Source organism: Nocardioides sp. Root682 (genome assembly GCF_001427795.1).
In the GTDB taxonomy this organism is placed as follows: Bacteria; Actinomycetota; Actinomycetes; order Propionibacteriales; family Nocardioidaceae; genus Nocardioides.
Genome location: NZ_LMHJ01000002.1, coordinates 408,872 through 429,592 on the forward strand (window position 1 = coordinate 408,872; position 20,721 = coordinate 429,592).

Below are 20,721 nucleotides of genomic sequence, written 5' to 3' on the forward strand. Positions count from 1 at the left end.
TCGAGGGTGACGGGTGGCGTGATCAGCGGGGCCGACACATCATGCTGCCCATGCGCCCGAAGTCCACGTGGCGACGAGCCACGAGGTGCGCGTGAGTTGCAGCAGAGACCATGTCAATGAGTCTCATCCCTCGGACGCGTTCCCACCAAATGTGAATCTCAGAGTGTGGACCGAAGTCTCAGAATTTGGGATGAAATCGGTCTGAGGTGACTGGTTTCCCCGTGGGCTGCGACGCAGGTCACACGAGGCGGCGCCTGCCACTGCGCCAGCATCGCGTACGCACCGACCGTTGCGTCGCGTGTCTGTGACCGGCACTACGCTGTGCGCCATGAGCGACAACACCGCCCACGTTCCCAACGCCGACCTCGTCAGCAGTGCCTACCGCCAGGCGCTGGAGGTCATTGCGGCCGTCGAGCCCCGGATCGCCGACGCGACCCGTCAGGAACTGGCCGACCAGCGGTCGTCGCTCAAGCTGATCGCGAGCGAGAACTACGCCTCGCCCGCCGTGCTCCTCACGATGGGCACCTGGTTCAGCGACAAGTACGCCGAAGGCACCGTCGGCCACCGGTTCTACGCCGCGTGCCAGAACGTCGACACGGTCGAGTCGATCGCCGCCGAGCACGCCAAGGCGCTGTTCGGCGCGGAGTACGCCTACGTCCAGCCGCACTCCGGCATCGACGCCAACCTGACGGCGTACTGGGCGATCCTCGCCCACCGCGTCGAGGGCCCGTGGCTCGAGAACGCCGGCGTGAAGAACATGAACGACCTTAGTGACGCCGACTGGGAGAAGCTGCGCCACGAGTTCGGCAACCAGCGCCTGCTCGGCATGAGCCTGGACGCCGGCGGCCACCTCACCCACGGCTTCCGCCCGAACATCAGCGGCAAGATGTTCCACCAGCAGCAGTACGGCACCAACCCCGAGACCGGGCTCATCGACTACGACGCCCTGCGCGCCAAGGCGAAGGAGTTCAAGCCGCTCATCCTGGTGGCCGGCTACTCCGCCTACCCGCGTCGCGTGAACTTCGCCAAGATGCGCGAGATCGCCGACGAGGTCGGCGCCACGCTGATGGTCGACATGGCGCACTTCGCCGGTCTGGTCGCGGGCAAGGTCTTCCAGGGTGAAGAGGACCCGGTTCCCTACGCCCACGTCGTCACCAGCACCTCGCACAAGTCGCTGCGCGGGCCGCGCGGTGGCTTCATCCTCGCGACCGAGGAGTACGCCCCCAGCGTCGACCGCGGTTGCCCGATGGTCCTCGGCGGCCCGCTCTCGCACGTGATGGCCGCGAAGGCCGTCGCGTTCGCGGAGGCGCGCACCCCTGAGTTCCAGACCTACTCGCAGAACGTCGCGGACAACGCCAAGTCGCTCGCCGAGGGCTTCCTCAGCCGCGACGCCAAGCTGGTCACCGGCGGCACCGACAACCACATCGTGCTGCTCGACGTCGCGAAGTACGGCCTCACTGGTCGTCAGGCCGAGTCGGCGCTGCTCGACGCCGGCGTGGTCACCAACCGCAACTCGGTGCCGAACGACCCGAACGGTGCCTGGTACACCACCGGCATCCGGTTCGGCACGCCCGCACTCACCACGCGTGGCTTCGGCCACGACGAGTTCGACAAGGTGGCCGAGCTGGTCGTCGACGTGCTCAGCAACACCGAGGCCGGCGTCAACAAGGCGGGGGCGCCGTCGAAGGCGACCTACCAGCTCGCCGACGGCGTGGCCGACCGGGTGCGCAGCGAGTCGGCGAACCTGCTCGACAAGCACCCGCTCTACCCGGGCCTCGACCTCGCCTGATCAACCCCAGCTGTAGACGACCTCGGGTCGCCCACTGCCGCCGCCGTAGCGCGCGTTGCGGTGGGCGAGCCCCTGGTCGGCCAGGTGCTCGAGGTAGCGCCGCGCCGTGACGCGCGAGATGCCGACCGCTGACGCCGCGGCGCTCGCCGAGAGCCCTTCGCCCGCGTCGCGCAGCGCCGACGTGACGCCCCGCAGGGTCTCGGGGCTCATCCCCTTGGGCAGCGGCGCGGTCGAGCTCGGCCGCAGCGCCCCGAGGAGCCGGTCGACCTCGTCCTGGACGACCTCGTCCGGCGCGTCGGCCAGCTGGGCGCGGTACGCCGCGTACTGCTCCAGCTTGGCTCGGAACGTGGCGAACGTGAACGGCTTCAGCAGGTAGAGCACCACGCCCTGCCCGACGGCCTGGCGCACGATGGCGGTGTCGCGGGCGGCCGTCACCGCGATCACGTCGCACTGGTGCCCGGCCGTGCGCATCCCGGCCAGCAGCGAGAGTCCGTGCCCGTCGGGCAGGTTCATGTCGAGCAGGACCAGGTCGACGGGAGTGCCGCCGGCACGTCCCGCATCCAGCGCGCGGACGGCGTCGCGGGCCGACCGCGCGACACCGGCGAGCTCGAATCCGGCCAGCCGGGCGACGTACGACGCATGCGCCTCGGCGGCGAGGGCCTCGTCCTCCACGACGAGCACGCGCACGCTCACGACGGCCCCGCCTCGGGATGCAGGACGACGGTGAACTCGGCGCCACCGAGCGCGGACCTGCCGACGTCGACGGTGCCGCCGTGGCGGCGGGCGACCTGGACGACCAGGGCGAGGCCCAGGCCGCGACCGGTGCCCGGGGCGGCCTTCGTCGTCCAGCCGCGCTCGAGCACGTGGGCGGCAGCCGCGTCGTCGAGGCCGGACCCGCTGTCCCCGACCCGGATCTCGAGCCGCGCGTCCTCGCCGGCGAGGCGCACCTCGACCCGGCGCTGGTCGGCATCGGCCACCGCGTCGAAGGCGTTGTCGACCAGGTTGCCCAGCAGGGTCACCAGGTCACGCGGCGCGATCCCCGAGCCGGCCGGCACCTCGCCGGTGATGACGAGCTCGATCCCGTGCTCGGCGGCCTCGGCGGACTTGCCGAGCAGCAGCGCGGCGACCACCGGGTCGTCGACCGCCGCCACCACCTGGTCGGTGAGCACCTGGGCGACCTGGAGCTCGGCGGTCGCGAACTCGACGGCCTCGTCGGTGCGTCCGAGCTCGATCAGGGACACGACCGTGTGCAGCCGGTTGGCCGACTCGTGGTTCTGGGAGCGCAGTGACTCGGTCAGCCGACGCACGATCTCGAGCTCGCCGGTGACCGAGCGCAGCTCGGTGTGGTCGCGCAGCGTCACCACCGAACCGACGTCCCGTCCGTGCCAGCGTGCGGGCGCAGAGGAGACCACGAGGATGCGTTCGCCGGCGAGGTAGAGCTCGTCGGCCTCGGCCGTCTCGCCCCGGGCCGCGGCGACGAGTCCGGGAGCCAGGCCGAGCTCGCCCACCGCGCGGCCGATCACGTCGTCGGGCAGGGCGAGCAGTCGGCGGGCCTCGTCGTTGACCAGCTGGACGCGCCCCTCGCCGTCGAGCAGCAGCAGGCCTTCGCGCACGGAGTGCAGCACGGCGGAGTAGTACTCGTACATCCGCGCGAGCTCCTTCTCGCCGAGTCCGTGCGTGATCCGCTGCAGGCGTCGGCTGAGCAGCGCCGCGCCCAGGAGGCCGGCGAGCAGGACGCCGCCGGCCCACAGCAGGATCACGGTGACGTCCCGCCGAAGGCCGCGGTTGATGTCGCTGACGGTGATCCCGACCGCGACGAGGGCGATGACCCGGTTCCCGTCCAGCACGGGTACGACGGCGCGGACCGACGGGCCGAGGGTGCCGGTGTACTGCTGGGCGAAGACCTCACCGTCCGGGGCGCCGCCGAGGTCGCCGACGAACTTCCGCCCGATCTGTTCCGGGTCCGGGTGCGTGTAGCGGGTCCGGTCCAGCGCCATCACCACGACGAAGTCCGTGTCGGTGTCCTGGCGAACCTGCTCGGTCCACGGCTGCAGGAGCGCCGTCGGGTCCGCGCTGGCGAGGGCCTCGTGGACGGTGGGGGAATCGCCCACGGTCTGGGCGACAGCCACCGCGCGCTCGGTTGCCCGGCTGCGCGCGTCGCGCCGGGCGTCGTACGCCGCCAGCGCGATCGCGGTCACGACCAGGAGCAGGACGATCGCGACCTGCAGGAGCAGCACCTGGCGCGCGACCGAGCGGTCGCGGAGGAGGCGTGGCAGGCGGGGCACGTCTGCAGTCTCTCCCATCGGCTGCCCTCGGTAGTGGCGCTCGTCACGAACACAAAGAACACAACGGTGACCCAGGTCACACCAGGTCGCAGAGTGGCCGAAGACCCCGATCAGGGGTCCCGGACCAGGAGGATCGATGAGTACGACGAGCACCAGCGCGAAACGGAGCCACGGCTCCCGCGCCACCCACTACCTCTACCTTGCAGTGATCGTGGCGGTCCTGCTCGGCATCGCGACGGGCCTGCTGTTCCCGGGCTTCGCCGTCGAGCTCAAGCCGCTCGGCGAGGGCTTCGTCAACCTGATCAAGATGATGATCCAGCCGATCATCTTCTGCACCATCGTGCTCGGCGTCGGCTCCGTGGCCAGCGCCGCGAAGGTCGGCAAGGTCGGCGGCATGGCGCTGGTCTACTTCCTCGTGATGTCGACGGCCGCGCTGACGATCGGCATGGTGGTCGGCAACCTGCTGCACCCGGGTGACGGCCTGCACCTGACCGCCGATGCCGCCGCCATCGCGCAGGAGAAGGCGGCCGAGGGCCACGCCGACACCACCGCGTTCCTGCTCGGCATCATCCCGACGTCCTTGTTCAGCGCGCTCACCAGCGGCAGCGTCCTGCAGACCCTGCTCGTCGCCCTCCTGGTCGGCTTCGCGCTCCAGCGGATGGGCGCCGCCGGCGCCCCCGTGCTCACGGTCGTCGGCCACGTCCAGCGCCTGGTGTTCCGCCTGCTCGGCATGATCATGTGGGCGGCGCCGGTCGGTGCGTTCGGTGCGATGGCAGCCGTCACCGGCCAGGGCGGGGTGGACGCGCTCAAGAGCCTCGGTGTGCTGATGATCGGCTTCTACGTCACCTGCCTGCTCTTCGTCTTCGTGGTGCTCGGCACGCTGCTCAAGGTCGCCGCCGGCATCAACATCTTCGCGCTGCTGCGCTACCTCGGCCGCGAGTTCCTGCTGATCCTGGCCACCTCGTCCTCCGAGTCGGCCCTGCCGCGAGCGATCGCCAAGCTCGAGCACGCCGGTATCGACAAGACCACCGTCGGCGTCGTCGTCCCGACCGGCTACTCGTTCAACCTCGACGGCACCGCGATCTATCTGACGATGGCCTCGATCTTCATCGCCGAGGCGATCGGCAGCCCGCTCGCCATCGGTGAGCAGATCTCCCTGCTGCTGTTCATGATGATCGCCGCGAAGGGCGCGGCCGGTGTGACCGGTTCCGGCATGGCCGTCCTGGCCGGTGGCCTCCAGTCGCACCGCCCCGAGATGGTCGACGGCGTCGGCCTCATCGTGGGCATCGACCGGTTCATGTCCGAGGCCCGCGCGCTGACGAACTTTGCGGGCAACGCCGTCGGCACCGTCCTCATCGGACACTGGACCGGCAGCATCGACCGCGCCCAGCTGGACCGGGTGCTCGCCGGCGACGACCCATTCGATGAGACCACCATGGTCGACGACCACGCCGAGGACCCGGTGCAGGTCGAGCAGGCCAGGGAGGCTCAGCCGGTCTGATCGACCAGCTCGAGGGAATGGCGGGCGATGGCGGCTCTCGTGGCCGCCATCGCCCGGACCTCGTCAGTGGGCTCGCCGCCGAGCAGCTCGAACGGCAGGGCGGACAGCCCGGTGAAGAGCAGCAGCTGCAAGGCGTGTGCCCGGCGAACCGCCCGTTCGTCGATGTCCACGCCCTCCGCCGCCAGCCCGTCGACGTACGACGACAGGCAGGCGGCGTCGCGCTCCGCCAGGTCGTCCGCCGTACGACGACCGAGCTGCACGTCGCCGACGAGGAGCTGTCCGAGGTCGAACCCGACGGGCAGTGCCGTGAAGAACCCGAAGTCGATCATCGTGAAGTCGTGGTCGCCGGGGCCCACCAGCAGGTTGTTCGGGCAGGCGTCCCCGTGACCGGCGAGGACAGGGAACGCCATCAACTCCGCCGCGACCGCATCGATCGTCGCGGCCACCCGGTCCAGGCGCGGGCGGAGATCGGCGAAGGTGTCCGCGATGAGCGGGTGGTGCCACAGGTCGTCGCTTGCCAGCATCGGGAGCACCTGGAACTTGAGCCGGCCCTCGACGTACCGGGTGATGTCCCACTCGTGACCACCGACGTTCGACCGCTCGCGCACGGCGTCGTTGCCGGCGAACCGGCCCAGCAGGTGCGCGGCACGTCGGTACCGCTCGAGGTCCCACTCGACCTCGCGGATGGGCACCACCTCGAGCCACACGGCATACGACAGGTCATCGATGTCGTGGACCCCGACCGCGCGCGGCATCGTCAGGCCGGCCGGCAGGTGGTCGACGAGGTCGGACCGGTAGACCGCGCCCTCCGTGCGCCACGGCACCTGCTCGGCGGCCCACGGCTGGATCTCCGGCGGCAGCTCGGCGAAGAGGGGGGAGCGCGACCACTCGTGGACCTGCTTCACGAAGAGCGCGAACGGACGGGGCTCGTCGGCCACGTCTGCGGTGCCACGCACCCACCAGCGTCCGCCCGTGGTGATGGCGGGGATCTCGTACGGGACGGGCTCGGCCGTCGAGTCCACCAGTGCGACAGCGGAATCGTCGATCGCCAGCAGGGCAGCCACCATCGCCGTGAGCACCTCGTCGGAGACGTCGGCGGGGCCGAGCGCGGAGCGGTCGTGCATGGTTCCTCCAGCCAAGAGCGATGCAGATCACCGCATGTTAGGGCCGTCGGGATGCGGAAGACCGCGCCTCCTGACAGATAGCGTGACTCCCATGGCTGACGATCCGGGACCCCAGCCCCGGCCGTCGTCCCTCCGAGCTGCGCTGGACCGGCTCCCGCAGCCGGTGCGCAGCTTCCTCCATGTCGTGTGGCGGCTGATCGTCACGACCGTCGGGTCCTGCCTGAGGTACCGCGTGACCGGGCTTGCTGCCGAAGGCGCGTTCTTCGCGGTGCTCTCCGTCCCGCCGTTGATCTTCGCGATGGCCGGCGGGGTCGGCTACGTGACCGAGCACTTCACTCCCGGTCAGGTCGAAGAGGTACGTCGAGCGGTCACCGAGCTCTTCTCGCGCTTCCTCACCGACACCGCGGTCAGCAAGGTGATCACGCCGACGATGGACGACGTGCTCCAGGGCGGGCGCTTCGACGTCATCTCGCTCGGCTTCGTGCTCGCGCTCTGGTCCGGTTCGCGGGCGCTCAACGTCTTCGTCGACACCATCACGATCATGCACGGGCTCGGTGGTGACCGCGGGATCGTGAAGACCCGGGCACTGTCCTTCGTCCTGTACATCCTCGCCGTGGTCACGGGCGCGATCACGTTGCCGCTGATGGTGGCCGGGCCGCGCCTGGTGCGCTCGTGGCTGCCCAACCGTGCGGACTTCCTGATCGAGTTCTACTGGCCGCTGGTCGTCGTGGTCTGCATCTGCTTCCTCGCCACGCTCTACCACGTGTCGGTGCCGGTCCGGACGAAGTGGAGCTTCAACCTCCCCGGCGCGACGTTCTCGCTGGTCATGTGGCTCGGCGGGTCCTACCTGCTCCGCTGGGTGCTGACGGTGACCGCCCAGGACTCGCACTCCATCTACGGCCCGCTGGCCGCCCCGATCGCCATCCTGATCTGGCTCTACATCGCGGCGTTGGCCGTCCTGATCGGCGCGGGCGTCAACGCGGCCTTCGACGAGGTCTTCCCTCAGGAGACCACCCAGCGGGCACGCCGGGAACTCATGACGCGACTCCTGCGGCGTACGCCCGAGCCGGTGGACTAGGTTCGGGGCCGTGGGTCTCGAAGCACCAGTGTCGGCGAACGTGGGGCGCATCGCCCTGCCCGAACGAACCCGCTCTCCGTGGTGGGAGCTGGGGCGCCGCCTGCTCCTGGCCTTCGCGATCATGGCCGGCACGGTCATGCTCGTGTACTTCGACCGGGAGGGCTACCGCGACGCTGGTGACGCCACCACGGCCGACCCGTTCGGCACGATCTCCCTGGTCGATGCCATCTACTACACGACCGTCACCCTCAGCACGACCGGGTACGGCGACATCGCCCCGGTCAGCGATCCAGCGCGTCTGGTCAACGCGTTCATCATCACCCCGGCCCGTATCGCGTTCCTCGTGCTCTTGATCGGCACCACCCTCGAGGTGTTGGCGCAGCGCGGCCGCGAGATGTTCCGCATCGCTCGATGGAGGAAGAACATGGGACACCACGTCGTGGTGATCGGATACGGCACCAAGGGACGCAGCGCCGTCGAGACCCTGGTCAACAACGGGCTGCAACGCGAGCACGTGGTCGTCGTCGACCCGAGCCCCGTGGCCATGGCCGATGCGCACGCCGACCAGCTGGCCGTCGTCACCGGCGACGCGACGCGCAGGGGGGTTCTGCACCGAGCCGGTGTTGCGGAGGCCGACCAGGTCATCATCACCACCGGCCGGGACGACTCCAACGTGCTCGCCGCGTTGACCGTGCGGCAGCTCAACCCGGATGCGTGGATCGTCGCGTCGGTGAGCGAGCAGGAGAACGCTCCGCTGATGCGTCAGTCCGGCGCCGACTCCGTGATCACCTCGTCCGACGCGGTCGGGCGCCTGCTCGGCCTGTCCACGTTGTCCCCGACCCTCGGATCGGTGATGGAGGACCTGCTGACCTATGGCGAGGGCCTCGAGGTCGCCGAGCGGGAGCTGCTCGTCAACGAGGTCGGCATGCCGCCGCAGTCGCTGCCGGACCAGGTGATCGCGGTGGTCCGCGACGAGAAGGTGTACCGCTACTTCGACCCCGTGGTGACCCTGCTCGCGCGGGGCGACCGGCTGGTCGTCGTACGCCCGGCCAAGGAGCTGCCGTGGGCGCCGCGGCCCGGGACCCACAACGAGGACTTCGCCAACGACGAGGACTAGACCAGTTCCCTGGGACCGCTGGTGGGACCAATGGTTCATTGGGACTAGACCCTTCGCCGCCGATCGTGCAGACCTCCTCCGGCGGGTGGGAATTGCCCGGTCGGAGCGCGACATCGGACGTGCGGCACGGCAGGGTGAGGGACGTGGGGAAGAACTACGGACCGTGGGTCAGGCATGAGTGGTGCCCGAGTTGTTTCCGGCGCACCGAGCAGACGCGTTGGCATCGCCGACTCTTCGGTGAGCCGGCCGACAGGGGGGAGCACCGCATCCGCTGCAACGAGTGCTCCGGTGACGTGGACGTCGCCGCGAGCTGACCGGGGACGGCCGGGAACACGTGTCCCGCCCGACATGAATGCCAAGCGGGACACGGCTCGCGCCCGGCGTGTGTGGGGACCGTCGGGCGCGGTTGGGATCCCGCGGTGGACGTTAGTGGCAACGGGCGCTGCCGCGTGGGCAAATGCCAGAGTCTTGACTTTGTTCTCAGCCAGTTCTTGGTCGGCCGTCGCTCTCAGCTGAAGTGACGGTCCCGGAATCGGCGCAACGCGTCGCGCGATCCCTGCGCCGCGGCGATGATCGGACGCATCGGCGGAGCCATGGAGACCCGCGCCCGGCGACCCGAGCGATCGGCGTACGCCGGCGCATCGCCCTCCCACCAGACCGGCTCGAGCATCCGGTTCACGAACACCATGGCCTCGTCCATCGAGGCATGCCCCCACTCGACCGCCTGGTCCAGCGCCTCCGGCGACGGTGCGAGCGTGACGGGGGAGAGGGTGGGGCTCATCCGCAGGAGCTGATCGGCGTACGGCGCGTTGCGGACCATGCCGAGCTGAACGGCACGAGTGATCGGCGTCAGCCACAGTTGGCGCGGGTCCCACTGCGGGTGGAAGCAGTCCAGCGCGAGGTACATCGCGTTGCGCGTGCCGATCCGGCCACGCTGCACCTTGATCCATGCCTGTTCGACGGGCACGTTGCTCGCCGCGCCGCCGTCGACCAGCGCCGCGACCTCCTTCTCGGCGAGGAACCGGTCGAGAAGGGGGACCATCCGTGGGTCCTTCGTCTCGTGGTGGAGCACGCCGGGGATCGCCGCGGAGAACGACACCGCGTCGACCACGTTGAACTGCCGGGTCAGGTCGTCGTCCCCCAGGACCAGTGGCTTGACTACACGGGAGTCGATGAAGGAGGCGGCCTGCCACAGGCGGCTGACGATCGCGGGCCCGAGTCCGATCGGGATGACCGGGAGCGAACGCAGCTTCACCATCGCCATCTCCTGGCGGCGGAACCGTGCGGGCAGGCGCGAGAACAGCTGCTGGTGCACGCCGGCGACGACGGCGTCGTACGGGATGGCGAGGTCTTCCATCCTCATCTGGTCGCCGTCGGGGCGCTCGAAGAGCGGCGCCGCGAACTCGTCGAGGCGCAGCGACAGGACGCTGGTGAGTCCGTGCTTGCGTCGTGCGGGCTCCGGGCCCAGCAGGGCCCGGTAGCTCAGTGACCGGGCGAACTCGAGGTAGTCGTCGAACGGGATCGGCGTCTGCCGGGCGAACAGGGCACCGAGGATGGCGCCGATCGACGCCCCGATGACGTAGTCGGGTTCGATGTCGCTCTCGATGAGACGCCGCATCGCGCCGACGTAGACGAAGCCGGCGCCACCGCCCCCGCCGAGCACCAGGGCAAGGCTCTTGTAGCCGACCTCCGCGTCGAGCTCGGCCGCGCTGAAGTCCTTGCCACGTCGTTCCAGCAGCAGTCGCCGCTGCTCGGTCTGCTGTTCCTCCAGCTCGTGGTAGACCTCGCGGGCCCCGGCCAGGCGCTTCGCCGGGTCCTGTTCACGGCGCAAGGGACCGGTGAGCTTGTCGATGACGGTGTCGCGCCAGGGTGCGAGGTCCTCGGTCACGTCCACGTCGCCGCGGCCCCGCGTGCCCTGCGGGCCGGCGGCGCCGGGTTCGAACGCGGTCAGCCGGGCGAAGCTGATCAGGTAGCGGAGGCGACGTACCTCGACCTCGGTCATCGCGTCAGGAGCGTCGACGTGTGCGCGCACGAGAGCTCGTTCGAGCTTCTGGAGCGCGAACGACGGGTCCCGCGAGGGGTCGGGCGCCACCGGCACCCCGGTGATCGGGTCGTCGAGGCCCGGTGGGAACAGCGGAGGCTGGACTCGACCACGAATCGGGAGGCGCATCCGGACAGCGTCGCGCACGCGGCACCACTCGCGCACCTGAACTCGCTGTCCGCGTCGGCAGTGCTGTCGGCGGGCCGTTGGGGCAGTCCTCGCTGCCCGACTGGGCGCCCGCCGGCATCTACTGTCGCGTGACGACTTGTCAGTAGCGTCGGCAGATGGGGGAGCACGAGCGCGCGCCGACGCCTGAGGCGCCCGCAACCGCCCGTGCTGCTGCGTCCGCCGACGTCGCCCAGGTGGGCAGCCCGGCGCTGGGGCTGATCACCGCTGCCGGTCGTGTCGGAGCCTCGAAGCAGCTCGCCGCACTCCAGCGCCTGGCCGGCAACCGGACAGCGTCCGCCGCTGTCCAGCGCGCCGCGGCCGTGCAGCGCACCGCGGCCGTGCAGCGCACCGCCACGGTCCAGCGCGACAAGGACAACGAGAAGCCGCTGGCTGACATCCAGGGCTTCGCCATGCCCCAGTTGCTCGCTGCGCTGGCGACTCTCGAACCGGCTGCAGCGCGTACCGACAAGGTCGCCGGCGCCTTCGTCGGCGGGCCCCGGCTGGTGGCGGCGATGAACGCGGTCACGATGAAGGGGGACTGGAAGGCGTACGCGACGGCGACGGCCAGCGAGCTCGGATCGCTGCCGATCGACCAGATCACCGACATCATGAAGTACGTCGGAGCACCGAAGGACGCCAAGACATTCGAACGTGGCGACTTCGACGGACGGTTCGACGCGTTCGTCGAGCCGACGTCCGGGCTGATCTCCTTGATCTTCAAGGCGAAGGTCGTGCCCGGCGGCGACCCGCCGCCCAGCCCCAAGGAGATCGAGACCTTCAAGGCGCAGTTCAAGTCGGTCGTGGAGTCGACGTGGTCGGGGAAGGGCAACGTCAGACCGGCGTACTCGGCGGGCCTCAAGGTGCCGTCCTTCAAGACCCAGGTCACCGTGTTGTGGGTCGATGGCGGCGAGCACCTGCCGATCGACCTCAAGAACACGACGTACGAAGCCGGGGAGATCAGCACCGACCTGAAGACGGGGGAGCGCCGCGGTGCCATGGCTCCCGATGCAGGAGTCGTGAAGAAGCGGGAGCAGTACCAGGGGCAGCCGAGGGACCCGGTAACGGGGAAGATCACCCCGTTGGTGGCGGACCAGTCCACCGCCGCACACGAGTTCGGGCACGCGATCGGAGTCGATCACGTGGCGCACGGGAAGCGCACGGAGTACGGCGAGACCCAGGAGGAGTGGGACGACGTCATGGGTGGTGGCTCGAAGGTGCAGGTCGTCAAGGACAAGGCCGGCAAGGTGTTGCACGACGACTTCAAGCCGTTCGAGCGGATCGGTGAGCGGTGGGGCAAGGACTTCTTCCCGGGTGCTCTGCAGTCCAAGAACAAGTGGTCAGCGGGCTGACCGCTCACGCGTCGTACGCCGCACGGATCGAACCTATTGGTGGATTGCTGGGACTCCTCGTCCACCACGTCCACCACGTCCACAGCTGTCGGCCATACCGGCCTCACCCGTATCGGGATCCAGTGCTCGGTCGTCCCTCGATCGGCCGCAGGGTGCTCGGATCACACCAGTCCGTCGTGATCCGCCCGACCGGGTCGACCCACGTCACGAGCGCCTGCCAGCCATTTGGCGTGGGCTTCCACAGCAGCACCAGGCCCGGCATCTCGACTGGCACGAACGCCGGCCGAACCCACACGTGCCGGACGCCTGACATGCTCTGACAATAGAACAGACGTTCGAGCAGCGGGGTGTTGAGTGCTCTCGACCGTGGCCAGGGTCCGACGACGACGGCGCTGGGCAGCCAGGGGTCCCCTTGCACGTGGGTCGCACGCTCCGAAATCGAAGCAGCCCCTGATCTGCAGTTCGTGCAGGTCAGGGGCTGGTTCTCTTGTGTGGGCGATACTGGGTTTGAACCAGTGACCTCTTCCGTGTCAGGGAAGCGCGCTACCGCTGCGCCAATCGCCCGTGGTGAATCTTTGATCTTTGAAGTTGTGCTGTGGAGGTGGGTACGGGATTTGAACCCGTGTACACGGATTTGCAGTCCGTTGCCTCGCCTCTCGGCCAACCCACCGCGAAGGCCACCCAAACCAACAAAATCTGGACTGACCTGGTCAGCCAGTGGGTCTGACCTCTCCGAGCGGACAACGAGACTCGAACTCGCGACCTCAACCTTGGCAAGGTTGCGCTCTACCAACTGAGCTATGTCCGCATGCACGCCGCCTCAGGGGTTTTCGACCCTGTTCTGGTGCGCGTCAGAACATTAGCCGATGGGGTGGGTGGTGCCAAAACGGGCCCCACCTTCGGGATGTCGCGGCGGCGTTCGTCCTGTGAACGGTGCTTCTAGGCTGGGCCCATGCGCGTGTGGATCAATGACCAGTTGTTGCCCGATGCGACCGCTCCTGCGGTGCCCGTCACCGACCACGGGCTGACCGTCGGTGACGCGGTGTTCGAGGCGGTCAAGGTCATCGACGGCCAGCCGTTCGCGTTCCAGCGCCACCTGGATCGGCTCGAGCGGTCCGCTGCGGGTCTGGGGCTGGTCGGCCTCTCGCCCGACGCCGTACGGCGGGGAGTGGCTGCCGTGCTCGACGGGGACCCGATGCCGCTGGGTCGCCTGCGGATCACGGTGACGGGCGGCAATGCGCCGCTGGGGTCCGGGCGCGGAGGCGAGCCGCCGACGTTGATCGTGGTGGCCTCGCCGATGGACGTGGCGGCCGAGACGACCTCCGTGATCACCGTCCCGTGGCCGCGCAACGAGCGCAGTGCCCTGGCGGGCCTGAAGACGACGTCGTACGCGGAGAACGTGGTGGCGCTGGAGGCCGCCCGGGCCAAGGGGGCGACGGAGGCGATCTTCGCCAACCTCGCCGGCCACCTCTGCGAGGGCACCGGGACCAACGTGTTCTACGTGGTCGACGGGGAGCTCCGCACCCCCACGCTGGCCAGCGGCTGCCTCGCCGGCGTCACCCGCGACCTGGTCCTGGAGTGGTTCGGTGCCCGCGAGGTCGACGAGCCGCTGGCGGTGGCCGCCGCGGCCGACGAGATCTTCCTGGCCTCCACGACCCGCGACGTCCAGGGCGTGCGCCTGTGGGACGACCGCGAGCTCCCGGCGCCGGGGCCGATCACCCGTGCGGCGGCCGCAACGTGGCGCGAGCGCGAGTCAGAGCTGCTCGGCTTCGATCGCTGAGCGCAGCACCGTGAGCTCGACGCCGGCGCCCAGCCGGTAGGGGTTCGTCGCCAGCAGCGCACCGAGTGCGCGCCGCATGCGCGACACCTCGGCCCGGACCGTCACCTGGTGCTCCCCGTCGCCGTACAAGCGGTGGCTGAGGGTGGCTGCGGTGACGCCGGTGCGCCCGGCGGCCCCCAGTAGAGCGACGATCTCCGCGTGGCGCGGGGTGAGCACCACGCGCCACGGCGCGTCGCCGCCGGTGACCTCCAGCATCGCCGGGGACACGGTCAGGTCGAGAGTGGCGCGCAGGACGTGTCCCTCGGCCGAGGGCCGGATCAGCCAACCGCCGCGCAACCGTTCCGGCAGGCACAGGCCCAGTCCGGGTACGGCGAGCACCCGGTCCGCCCGCGGAGCCTCGACCCGGTCGCGTACGGCGACGCCCTGGTGTGCGGCGACCCAGCCGTGGTCATCGACCACGAGCAACGGTCCGTTGGCGCCGGACAGCAGCGGCTCCGCCGTACGACGGAGCAGCTCGAGGCCCTCCTCGTGGTGCCGCCACAGCCGGGCCTCGGCGAGCCGCACCGAAGCCGTCACGAGAGCCTCGATCGCCGGGTGCAGCGTGAGGGCCGGTCCGCTGACGTCGACGATGCCGAGCAGCGTGCCGTCGATCGGGTCGTGGATGGGTGAGGCCGTGCAGTACCAGGGCACCTGGGCGTTCTCGAAGTGCTCCGCGGAGAACAGCTGCACCGGTGCCGACTCCTCCAGCGCCGTACCGATGGCGTTGGTGCCGACGGCGCTCTCGGTCCAGACCGCGCCCTCGGCGAACCCGAGGGTGTCGGCCTGCCGCTTCACCCGCGGCGAACCGCTGCGCCACAGCACGATCCCGTCGGCATCGGCGACCACGACGAGGTAGTTCGACGCGTCGGCGGCGCTGAGCAGGAGCTCCCGGATCTCGTCGATCACCAACGACAACCGGGACGTCCGCCGCCGCTCGTCGACCTCGAAGGGGGCCAGCGGATCGCGGCCGTTGCGTCCGTCGGGATCGACGCCGAGACCGAGCACCCGGTTCCACGACCGGGCGACCACCGCCCGCGGTCGTTCCTGGGGCGCACCACCGGAGAGCACGGCGTCGTGGATCCGGACCAGGTCACGAGCTCGCGCCGCCAGATCGGTGGGTGCGGGCATGCAGCAACTGTAGGTCCGCCCATGTGACCGGGACCACATGCAACAACGTGCAACGGTTCCGCCCGGGAGCTGTGCCGCAGTGTCCTGAGGACATGACCCAACTCGACGAACGTCCCTTGACCACCGGGGTGCCCGAAGATCCCGCGACCACCTGGTTCGCCGCCTTCGAGGACGCCCTGGCCGCCCGTGACATCGACCGCGCTGCCGGTCTCTTCGCCGCCACCAGCTTCTGGCGGGACCTGGTCGCCTTCTCCTGGAACCTCACCACCGTCGAGAACCCGGACGGCGTGGCCGACCTCCTCGCCCAGACCCTCGATCGGGTCGATCCGAGCGGCTTCCGGCTCTCCGAGCCGGCGACGACCGCCGACGGCGTCACGACCGCGTGGTTCGAGTTCGAGACCGCCGTCGGCCGTGGCCGCGGCCTGCTCCGGCTCGTCGACGAGGACGGGCCGAAGGCGTGGACGTTCCTGACCACCCTCTACGAGCTCAAGGGCCACGAGGAGCCTCGCGGAGTACGACGCCCGATGGGCGCCGAGCACGGCGCGACCCGGGAGCGGGTGACGTGGGCGGAGAAGCGCCGCGCGGAGGACGCTGCCCTCGGGGTCGAGACCCAGCCGTACGTGCTCGTCGTGGGTGGCGGTCAGGGTGGCATCGCCCTCGGCGCCCGGCTCCGCCAGCTCGGCGTACCGGCGCTGGTCATCGACAAGCACCCGCGACCCGGCGACCAGTGGCGCAACCGCTACAAGTCGCTGTGCCTGCACGACCCGGTCTGGTACGACCACCTTCCGTACCTCAAGTTCCCGGACAACTGGCCCGTCTTCGCACCGAAGGACAAGGTCGGCGACTGGCTCGAGTTCTACACCCAGGTGATGGAGGTGCCCTACTGGTCCAACACGATCGCGACCAGCGCCGCCTACGACGAGGCGGCAGGGGAGTGGACGGTCCACCTGGAGCGCGAGGGCAAGCCGCTCGTGCTCAAGCCCACCCAGCTGGTCATGGCCACCGGGATGTCCGGCAAGGCCAACGTCCCGGCCATCCCGGGTCAGGACGTCTTCGCCGGTGAACAGCACCACTCCTCCCAGCACCCGGGTCCCGACGCCTACACGGGCAAGAAGGTCGTGGTCATCGGCAGCAACAACTCCGCCTTCGACATCTGCGGGGCGCTGTGGGAGCACGGTGCCGACGTGACGATGGTGCAGCGTTCCTCCACGCACATCGTCAAGAGCGACACGCTCATGGACATCGGCCTCGGCGACCTCTACTCCGAGCGGGCTCTGGAGGCCGGTGTCACGACCGAGAAGGCCGATCTGGTCTTCGCGTCGCTGCCTTACCGGATCATGCACGAGTTCCAGATCCCGCTGTACGAGCAGATGAAGGAGCGTGACAAGGACTTCTACGACCGGATGACGGCCGCGGGCTTCGATCTCGACTGGGGTGACGACGGCTCCGGCCTGTTCATGAAGTACCTGCGCCGCGGCTCGGGCTACTACATCGACGTCGGCGCAGCCGAGCTCGTCGCGAGCGGTGACGTGAAGCTGGCCAAGGGCGAGGTCGACCACCTCGACGAGCACGCCGTCGTGCTCGAGAACGGCACGGAGCTTCCCGCCGACCTCGTCGTCTACGCCACCGGCTACGGCTCGATGAACGGCTGGGCCGCCGACCTGATCAGCCAGGAGGTCGCGGACCGCGTCGGGAAGGTCTGGGGACTGGGATCCGACACCACCAAGGACCCCGGCCCGTGGGAAGGGGAACAGCGCAACATGTGGAAGCCCACCCAGCAGGAGAACCTCTGGTTCCACGGCGGCAACCTGCACCAGTCGCGCCACTACTCGCTGTACCTCGCGCTGCAGCTCAAGGCGCGGCACGCCGGCCTCGAGACTCCGGTCCACCGGCTCCAGGAGGTGCACCACCTCGGGTGAGGACCCGGCGACCGCACAGTGACGGCAGGGGTACGACGACCCGGCCCGATTCCGGTGACATGATCGAGATGCGCTAAAGTCTGCGCCGCATCATGATCGGGCGATTGGCGCAGTGGTAGCGCGCTTCGTTCACACCGAAGAGGTCACTGGTTCGAACCCAGTATCGCCCACCCGATCAGCCGAGGCCGGTCCCGCAAGGGGCCGGCCTCGACGCATTCCGGGCGTCCTGCGCGGAGCCGCTCGACGAGGTTCCTTACTCCCGCGCGGCACGGGCGCCTCGGTCGGTACGATCGACACCCAGCCATCCGGCCGCGTTTCAGCACGTCTCGGGAACCACCAGCAAGGAGTCATTCGTGTCCGACATCAAGGTCGCCGTACTGTCCGCCGAAGCGCGCCAGGACTCGACGGTCACCACGGGCACGAAGGCCTGGGAGCTCTTCCGCGACGACGCCGACGTGATCGCAGCGCGGGTCGGCGGCGAGCTCAAGGACCTGTCCTACGAGCTCGCGGACGGTGACGAGGTCGAGGGCGTGGCCATCGGCAGCCCCGACGGCCTCGACATCCTGCGCCACTCGACCGCCCACGTCCTCGCCCAGGCCGTGCAGCAGCTCTTCCCGGCGGCCAAGCTCGGCATCGGTCCGCCGATCGCCAACGGTTTCTACTACGACTTCGACGTCGAGACCCCGTTCGTGCCCGAGGACCTCGTCAAGATCGAGTCGGCGATGCGCAAGATCATCAAGGAGAACCAGCGTTTCGAGCGTCGGGTCACCACGGACGCGGCCGCTCTCGAGGAGCTCAAGGACGAGCCCTACAAGGTCGAGCTGATCGGCCTCAAGGGTGGCGCCGGAGCCGACTCCACCGAGGGCGCCAGCGTCGAGGTCGGTGGTGCCGAGCTCACGATCTACGACAACATCGGCCGCAGCGGTGAGGCCAAGTGGTCCGACCTGTGCCGCGGACCGCACCTGCCGACCACCAAGCGGGTGCCGGCGTTCAAGCTGATGCGCAGCGCCGCGGCGTACTGGCGCGGCGACGAGAAGAACAAGCAGCTCCAGCGGATCTACGGCACCGCCTGGCCGAGCAAGGAGGAGCTCGACGAGCACCTCCACCGCATCGAGGAGGCCGAGCGCCGCGACCATCGCAAGCTGGGTCGCGAGCTCGACCTGTTCAGCTTCCCCGACGAGATCGGCTCCGGCCTCGCGGTCTTCCACCCCAAGGGTGGCGTGATCAAGCGGGTCATGGAGGACTACGTCCGCCAGCGCCACATCGAGGACGGGTTCGATTACGTCGGCACCCCGCACATCACCAAGGACCAGCTCTTCTACACCTCGGGCCACCTGCCGTACTACGCGGACACGATGTTCCCGCCCATGGAGTTCGAGGGGTCGAACTACATGGTGAAGCCGATGAACTGCCCCATGCACAACCTGATCTACAAGTCGCGCGGGCGCTCCTACCGGGAGCTGCCCCTGCGGCTGTTCGAGTTCGGCTCGGTCTATCGCTACGAGAAGTCCGGTGTCGTGCACGGGCTGACCCGGGTTCGCGGCATGACGCAGGACGACTCGCACTCCTACGTCACTGCCGACCAGGCCCCCGGCGAGATCAAGCACCTGCTGGACTTCGTGCTCGGCCTGCTCAAGGACTTCGGTCTCGACGACTTCTACCTCGAGCTGTCGACGCGTGACGACTCCAAGCCGGACAAGTTCGTCGGCTCTGACGAGGACTGGGCGATCGCGACCAAGGTGCTCGAGGACGTCTGCATCGAGTCCGGGCTGGAGCTCGTCCCGGACCCGGGCGGCGCCGCGTTCTACGGCCCCAAGGTCTCGGTCCAGTGCCGCGACGCGATCGGCCGCACCTGGCAGATGTCGACGATCCAGTACGACTTCAACCAGCCGGCCCGGTTCGAGCTCGAGTACAACGGCGCCGACGGCCAGAAGCACCAGCCGGTGATGATCCACTCCGCGAAGTTCGGCTCGCTGGAGCGGTTCTTCGGCGTCCTCGTCGAGCACTATGCCGGCGCGTTCCCGCCGTGGCTGGCCCCGGTCCAGGTGCAGGCGATCCCGGTCGCCGACGCGTTCGCGGACTACCTCTACGACGTCGCGAAGCAGATGAAGGCCGCGGGCCTTCGCGTCGAGGTCGACGACTCGGACGACCGGATGCAGAAGAAGATCCGTAATGCACAGCTCCAGAAGGTGCCGTTCATGCTGATCGCCGGTGCGGACGACGTCGAGGCCGGTGCGGTGAGCTTCCGGTACCGCGACGGGCGCCAGGACAACGGGGTGCCGATCGCGGACGCCGTTGCCCGGGTCGTCGAGGCCGTCACCACCCGTACGCAGGTCTGATCGTGAGGCGGCGGGCGTCGGTCGCGGCCTCGTCGGTCCTGCTCGTCCTGTTCGCAGGATGTGGCGCCACCGACCCGACCGCCGGCGCTCCGCCGCGCCCGCCAACCAGCACGACCGCCAGCGCCACGGAGGCCACCGACACTGGCCGTCCCGGCGGGGACGCCGGCGACCCCGGGGCCGACGCGAGCAACCTCGCCCAGGCCGCGGAGGAGGCGGCCCGCAAGGGCAGCCAGCCCACCAGCAACATCGCCCCGCGCGACGGTGAGGTGCTCGGCGGCGACGTGAGCTGGCCGCAGTGCCCCAAGGGGATGGGGATCCCCGAGAAGCAGGGCCTGGGCATGCCGATGCCGCTGCCCGAGGCGGAGTACGTCGTGCTCGGCCTGACCAACGGCCCCGGCTTCACGCCGAACCCCTGTCTGGCCGATCAGGTGCAGTGGGCGAAGGACAACGACGTGTTGGTCGCGGTCTACGCCGTGTCGAGCTATCCCGACAAGGCGACGCTCGACGAGTACGGCGCCGACGGCCCGCACGACGCGTCGACGAAAGAGGGCCGGCTCAAGAACGTCGGCTACCAGCAGGCCCGCTACAACATCGGCACCATGGGCAAGGTCGGCCTGCTCAGCCCGATCGTCTGGATCGACGTCGAGCCGGTCCCGGTCTTCGAGTGGAGCGACGACCTCCAGGCCAACGCAGCGGTCATCGAGGGCGTTGCCCGCGGGTACGTCGACGCCGGCTTCCGGATCGGCGTCTACTCCACGCCCAACCTCTATGCGCGGGTCGTCGGCAACTTCCGGCTCGGGGGAGTCCCCGAGTGGAGGGCGGCAGGGAAGACCTCGCGCGCCGAGGCGCTGAACCGCTGTGGCGACGACTGGTCGATCCAGGGAGGCGCGGCCGTGATGGGCCAGTGGGTGGCCGAGAGCCGGGACCAGAACGTCACCTGCCCGGGCGTCGCGCGGGACCTCGGACAGTGGTTCCATCGCTTCACCTGAGAGGTGTTGGCTAGTCTGCGACTGCAGCCGGGCCGACCGGAGCAACACGGATCGCGCGGGGGTGCGATCCGGACG

14 protein-coding genes and 4 tRNA genes are annotated in these 20,721 nt (G+C 69.5%); 10 read left to right on the top strand and 8 right to left on the bottom strand.

Annotated features, from left to right (window positions below):
• Positions 1-328: 328 nt before the first annotated feature.
• Positions 329-1,789 (top strand): glycine hydroxymethyltransferase, encoded by a 1,461-nt coding sequence (locus ASD84_RS14210; protein WP_056711609.1) that lies wholly within the window; start codon positions 329-331, stop codon positions 1,787-1,789.
• On the opposite strand, the gene ASD84_RS14215 is transcribed toward ASD84_RS14210, so the two are convergent.
• Complete coding sequence (locus ASD84_RS14215) at positions 1,790-2,482, bottom strand: response regulator (protein ID WP_056711611.1); 693 nt, start codon at positions 2,480-2,482, stop codon at positions 1,790-1,792.
• Positions 2,479-4,074 (bottom strand): sensor histidine kinase, encoded by a 1,596-nt coding sequence (locus ASD84_RS14220; protein ID WP_235531117.1) that lies wholly within the window; start codon positions 4,072-4,074, stop codon positions 2,479-2,481. Before ASD84_RS14220 ends, ASD84_RS14215 begins: the two co-directional genes overlap by 4 nt.
• Before the next feature lie 136 nt (positions 4,075-4,210).
• On the opposite strand from ASD84_RS14220, the gene ASD84_RS14225 reads away from it, so the two are divergent.
• Positions 4,211-5,575, top strand: a complete 1,365-nt coding sequence (locus tag ASD84_RS14225; RefSeq protein ID WP_056711615.1) for a cation:dicarboxylate symporter family transporter — start codon at positions 4,211-4,213, stop codon at positions 5,573-5,575.
• Here ASD84_RS14225 and ASD84_RS14230 read toward each other — a convergent pair.
• Positions 5,563-6,699 carry a phosphotransferase gene (locus ASD84_RS14230; RefSeq protein ID WP_056711618.1) on the bottom strand — a complete coding sequence of 379 codons (1,137 nt, stop codon included), beginning with the start codon at positions 6,697-6,699 and terminating at the stop codon, positions 5,563-5,565. The two genes, ASD84_RS14225 and ASD84_RS14230, sit on opposite strands and share 13 nt — an antisense overlap.
• 91 nt (positions 6,700-6,790) lie before the next feature.
• Between ASD84_RS14230 and ASD84_RS14235 the strand changes: the two genes are divergently transcribed.
• Complete coding sequence (locus tag ASD84_RS14235; RefSeq protein WP_082573508.1) at positions 6,791-7,777, top strand: YihY/virulence factor BrkB family protein; 987 nt, start codon at positions 6,791-6,793, stop codon at positions 7,775-7,777.
• A gap of 10 nt (positions 7,778-7,787) precedes the next feature.
• On the top strand, positions 7,788-8,894 hold the full coding sequence (locus tag ASD84_RS14240; protein WP_056711621.1) for a potassium channel family protein: 1,107 nt from the start codon (positions 7,788-7,790) through the stop codon (positions 8,892-8,894).
• 508 nt (positions 8,895-9,402) lie between these two features.
• On the opposite strand, the gene ASD84_RS14245 is transcribed toward ASD84_RS14240, so the two are convergent.
• Positions 9,403-11,064: a patatin-like phospholipase family protein gene (locus tag ASD84_RS14245; RefSeq protein WP_082573609.1), complete on the bottom strand. Its 1,662-nt coding sequence runs from the start codon at positions 11,062-11,064 to the stop codon at positions 9,403-9,405.
• Between the two features lie 155 nt (positions 11,065-11,219).
• Between ASD84_RS14245 and ASD84_RS14250 the strand changes: the two genes are divergently transcribed.
• The gene (locus ASD84_RS14250) at positions 11,220-12,452 is read left to right on the top strand and encodes a hypothetical protein (protein ID WP_056711623.1); all 1,233 of its coding nucleotides are present in this window, start codon (positions 11,220-11,222) and stop codon (positions 12,450-12,452) included.
• Positions 12,453-12,944: 492 nt separating this feature from the next.
• Here ASD84_RS14250 and ASD84_RS14260 read toward each other — a convergent pair.
• The 3 genes from ASD84_RS14260 to ASD84_RS14270 form a co-directional block, all read right to left on the bottom strand.
• Positions 12,945-13,016 (bottom strand) — tRNA-Val (locus ASD84_RS14260).
• Positions 13,017-13,048: 32 nt separating this feature from the next.
• Positions 13,049-13,122: transfer RNA gene (locus ASD84_RS14265), tRNA-Cys, on the bottom strand.
• 65 nt (positions 13,123-13,187) lie between these two features.
• A tRNA-Gly gene (locus ASD84_RS14270) sits at positions 13,188-13,260 on the bottom strand.
• A 144-nt stretch (positions 13,261-13,404) separates the two neighbouring features.
• Here ASD84_RS14270 and ASD84_RS14275 point away from each other — a divergent pair.
• Positions 13,405-14,232 carry an aminotransferase class IV gene (locus tag ASD84_RS14275; protein ID WP_056711627.1) on the top strand — a complete coding sequence of 276 codons (828 nt, stop codon included), beginning with the start codon at positions 13,405-13,407 and terminating at the stop codon, positions 14,230-14,232.
• Here ASD84_RS14275 and ASD84_RS14280 read toward each other — a convergent pair.
• Entirely contained in the window at positions 14,206-15,399 is a 1,194-nt protein-coding gene (locus ASD84_RS14280) for a GAF domain-containing protein (RefSeq protein ID WP_056711629.1), read from the bottom strand. The genes ASD84_RS14275 and ASD84_RS14280 overlap by 27 nt on opposite strands.
• A 92-nt stretch (positions 15,400-15,491) precedes the next feature.
• Between ASD84_RS14280 and ASD84_RS14285 the strand changes: the two genes are divergently transcribed.
• From ASD84_RS14285 to ASD84_RS14300, 4 genes are all read left to right on the top strand, one after another.
• A complete protein-coding gene (locus ASD84_RS14285) occupies positions 15,492-17,318 on the top strand; it encodes a flavin-containing monooxygenase (RefSeq protein WP_056711631.1) in 1,827 nt (608 codons plus the stop codon).
• A 98-nt stretch (positions 17,319-17,416) separates the two neighbouring features.
• Positions 17,417-17,488: transfer RNA gene (locus ASD84_RS14290), tRNA-Val, on the top strand.
• 183 nt (positions 17,489-17,671) lie between these two features.
• Positions 17,672-19,657 (top strand): threonine--tRNA ligase, encoded by a 1,986-nt coding sequence (gene thrS, locus ASD84_RS14295; RefSeq protein WP_056711633.1) that lies wholly within the window; start codon positions 17,672-17,674, stop codon positions 19,655-19,657.
• A 2-nt stretch (positions 19,658-19,659) separates the two neighbouring features.
• On the top strand, positions 19,660-20,646 hold the full coding sequence (locus tag ASD84_RS14300) for a hypothetical protein (RefSeq protein ID WP_056711635.1): 987 nt from the start codon (positions 19,660-19,662) through the stop codon (positions 20,644-20,646).
• The last annotated feature ends 75 nt before the right edge of the window (positions 20,647-20,721 follow it).

Coding starts and splice junctions, on each gene's coding strand:
- ASD84_RS14210 (WP_056711609.1), top strand. CDS start 329: ATGAGCGACAACACCGCCCACGTTCCCAACGCCGACCTCGTCAGCAGT.
- ASD84_RS14285 (WP_056711631.1), top strand. CDS start 15,492: ATGACCCAACTCGACGAACGTCCCTTGACCACCGGGGTGCCCGAAGAT.
- ASD84_RS14225 (WP_056711615.1), top strand. CDS start 4,211: ATGAGTACGACGAGCACCAGCGCGAAACGGAGCCACGGCTCCCGCGCC.
- ASD84_RS14280 (WP_056711629.1), bottom strand. CDS start 15,399: ATGCCCGCACCCACCGATCTGGCGGCGCGAGCTCGTGACCTGGTCCGG.
- ASD84_RS14245 (WP_082573609.1), bottom strand. CDS start 11,064: ATGCGCCTCCCGATTCGTGGTCGAGTCCAGCCTCCGCTGTTCCCACCG.
- ASD84_RS14230 (WP_056711618.1), bottom strand. CDS start 6,699: ATGCACGACCGCTCCGCGCTCGGCCCCGCCGACGTCTCCGACGAGGTG.
- ASD84_RS14275 (WP_056711627.1), top strand. CDS start 13,405: ATGCGCGTGTGGATCAATGACCAGTTGTTGCCCGATGCGACCGCTCCT.
- ASD84_RS14235 (WP_082573508.1), top strand. CDS start 6,791: ATGGCTGACGATCCGGGACCCCAGCCCCGGCCGTCGTCCCTCCGAGCT.
- ASD84_RS14250 (WP_056711623.1), top strand. CDS start 11,220: ATGGGGGAGCACGAGCGCGCGCCGACGCCTGAGGCGCCCGCAACCGCC.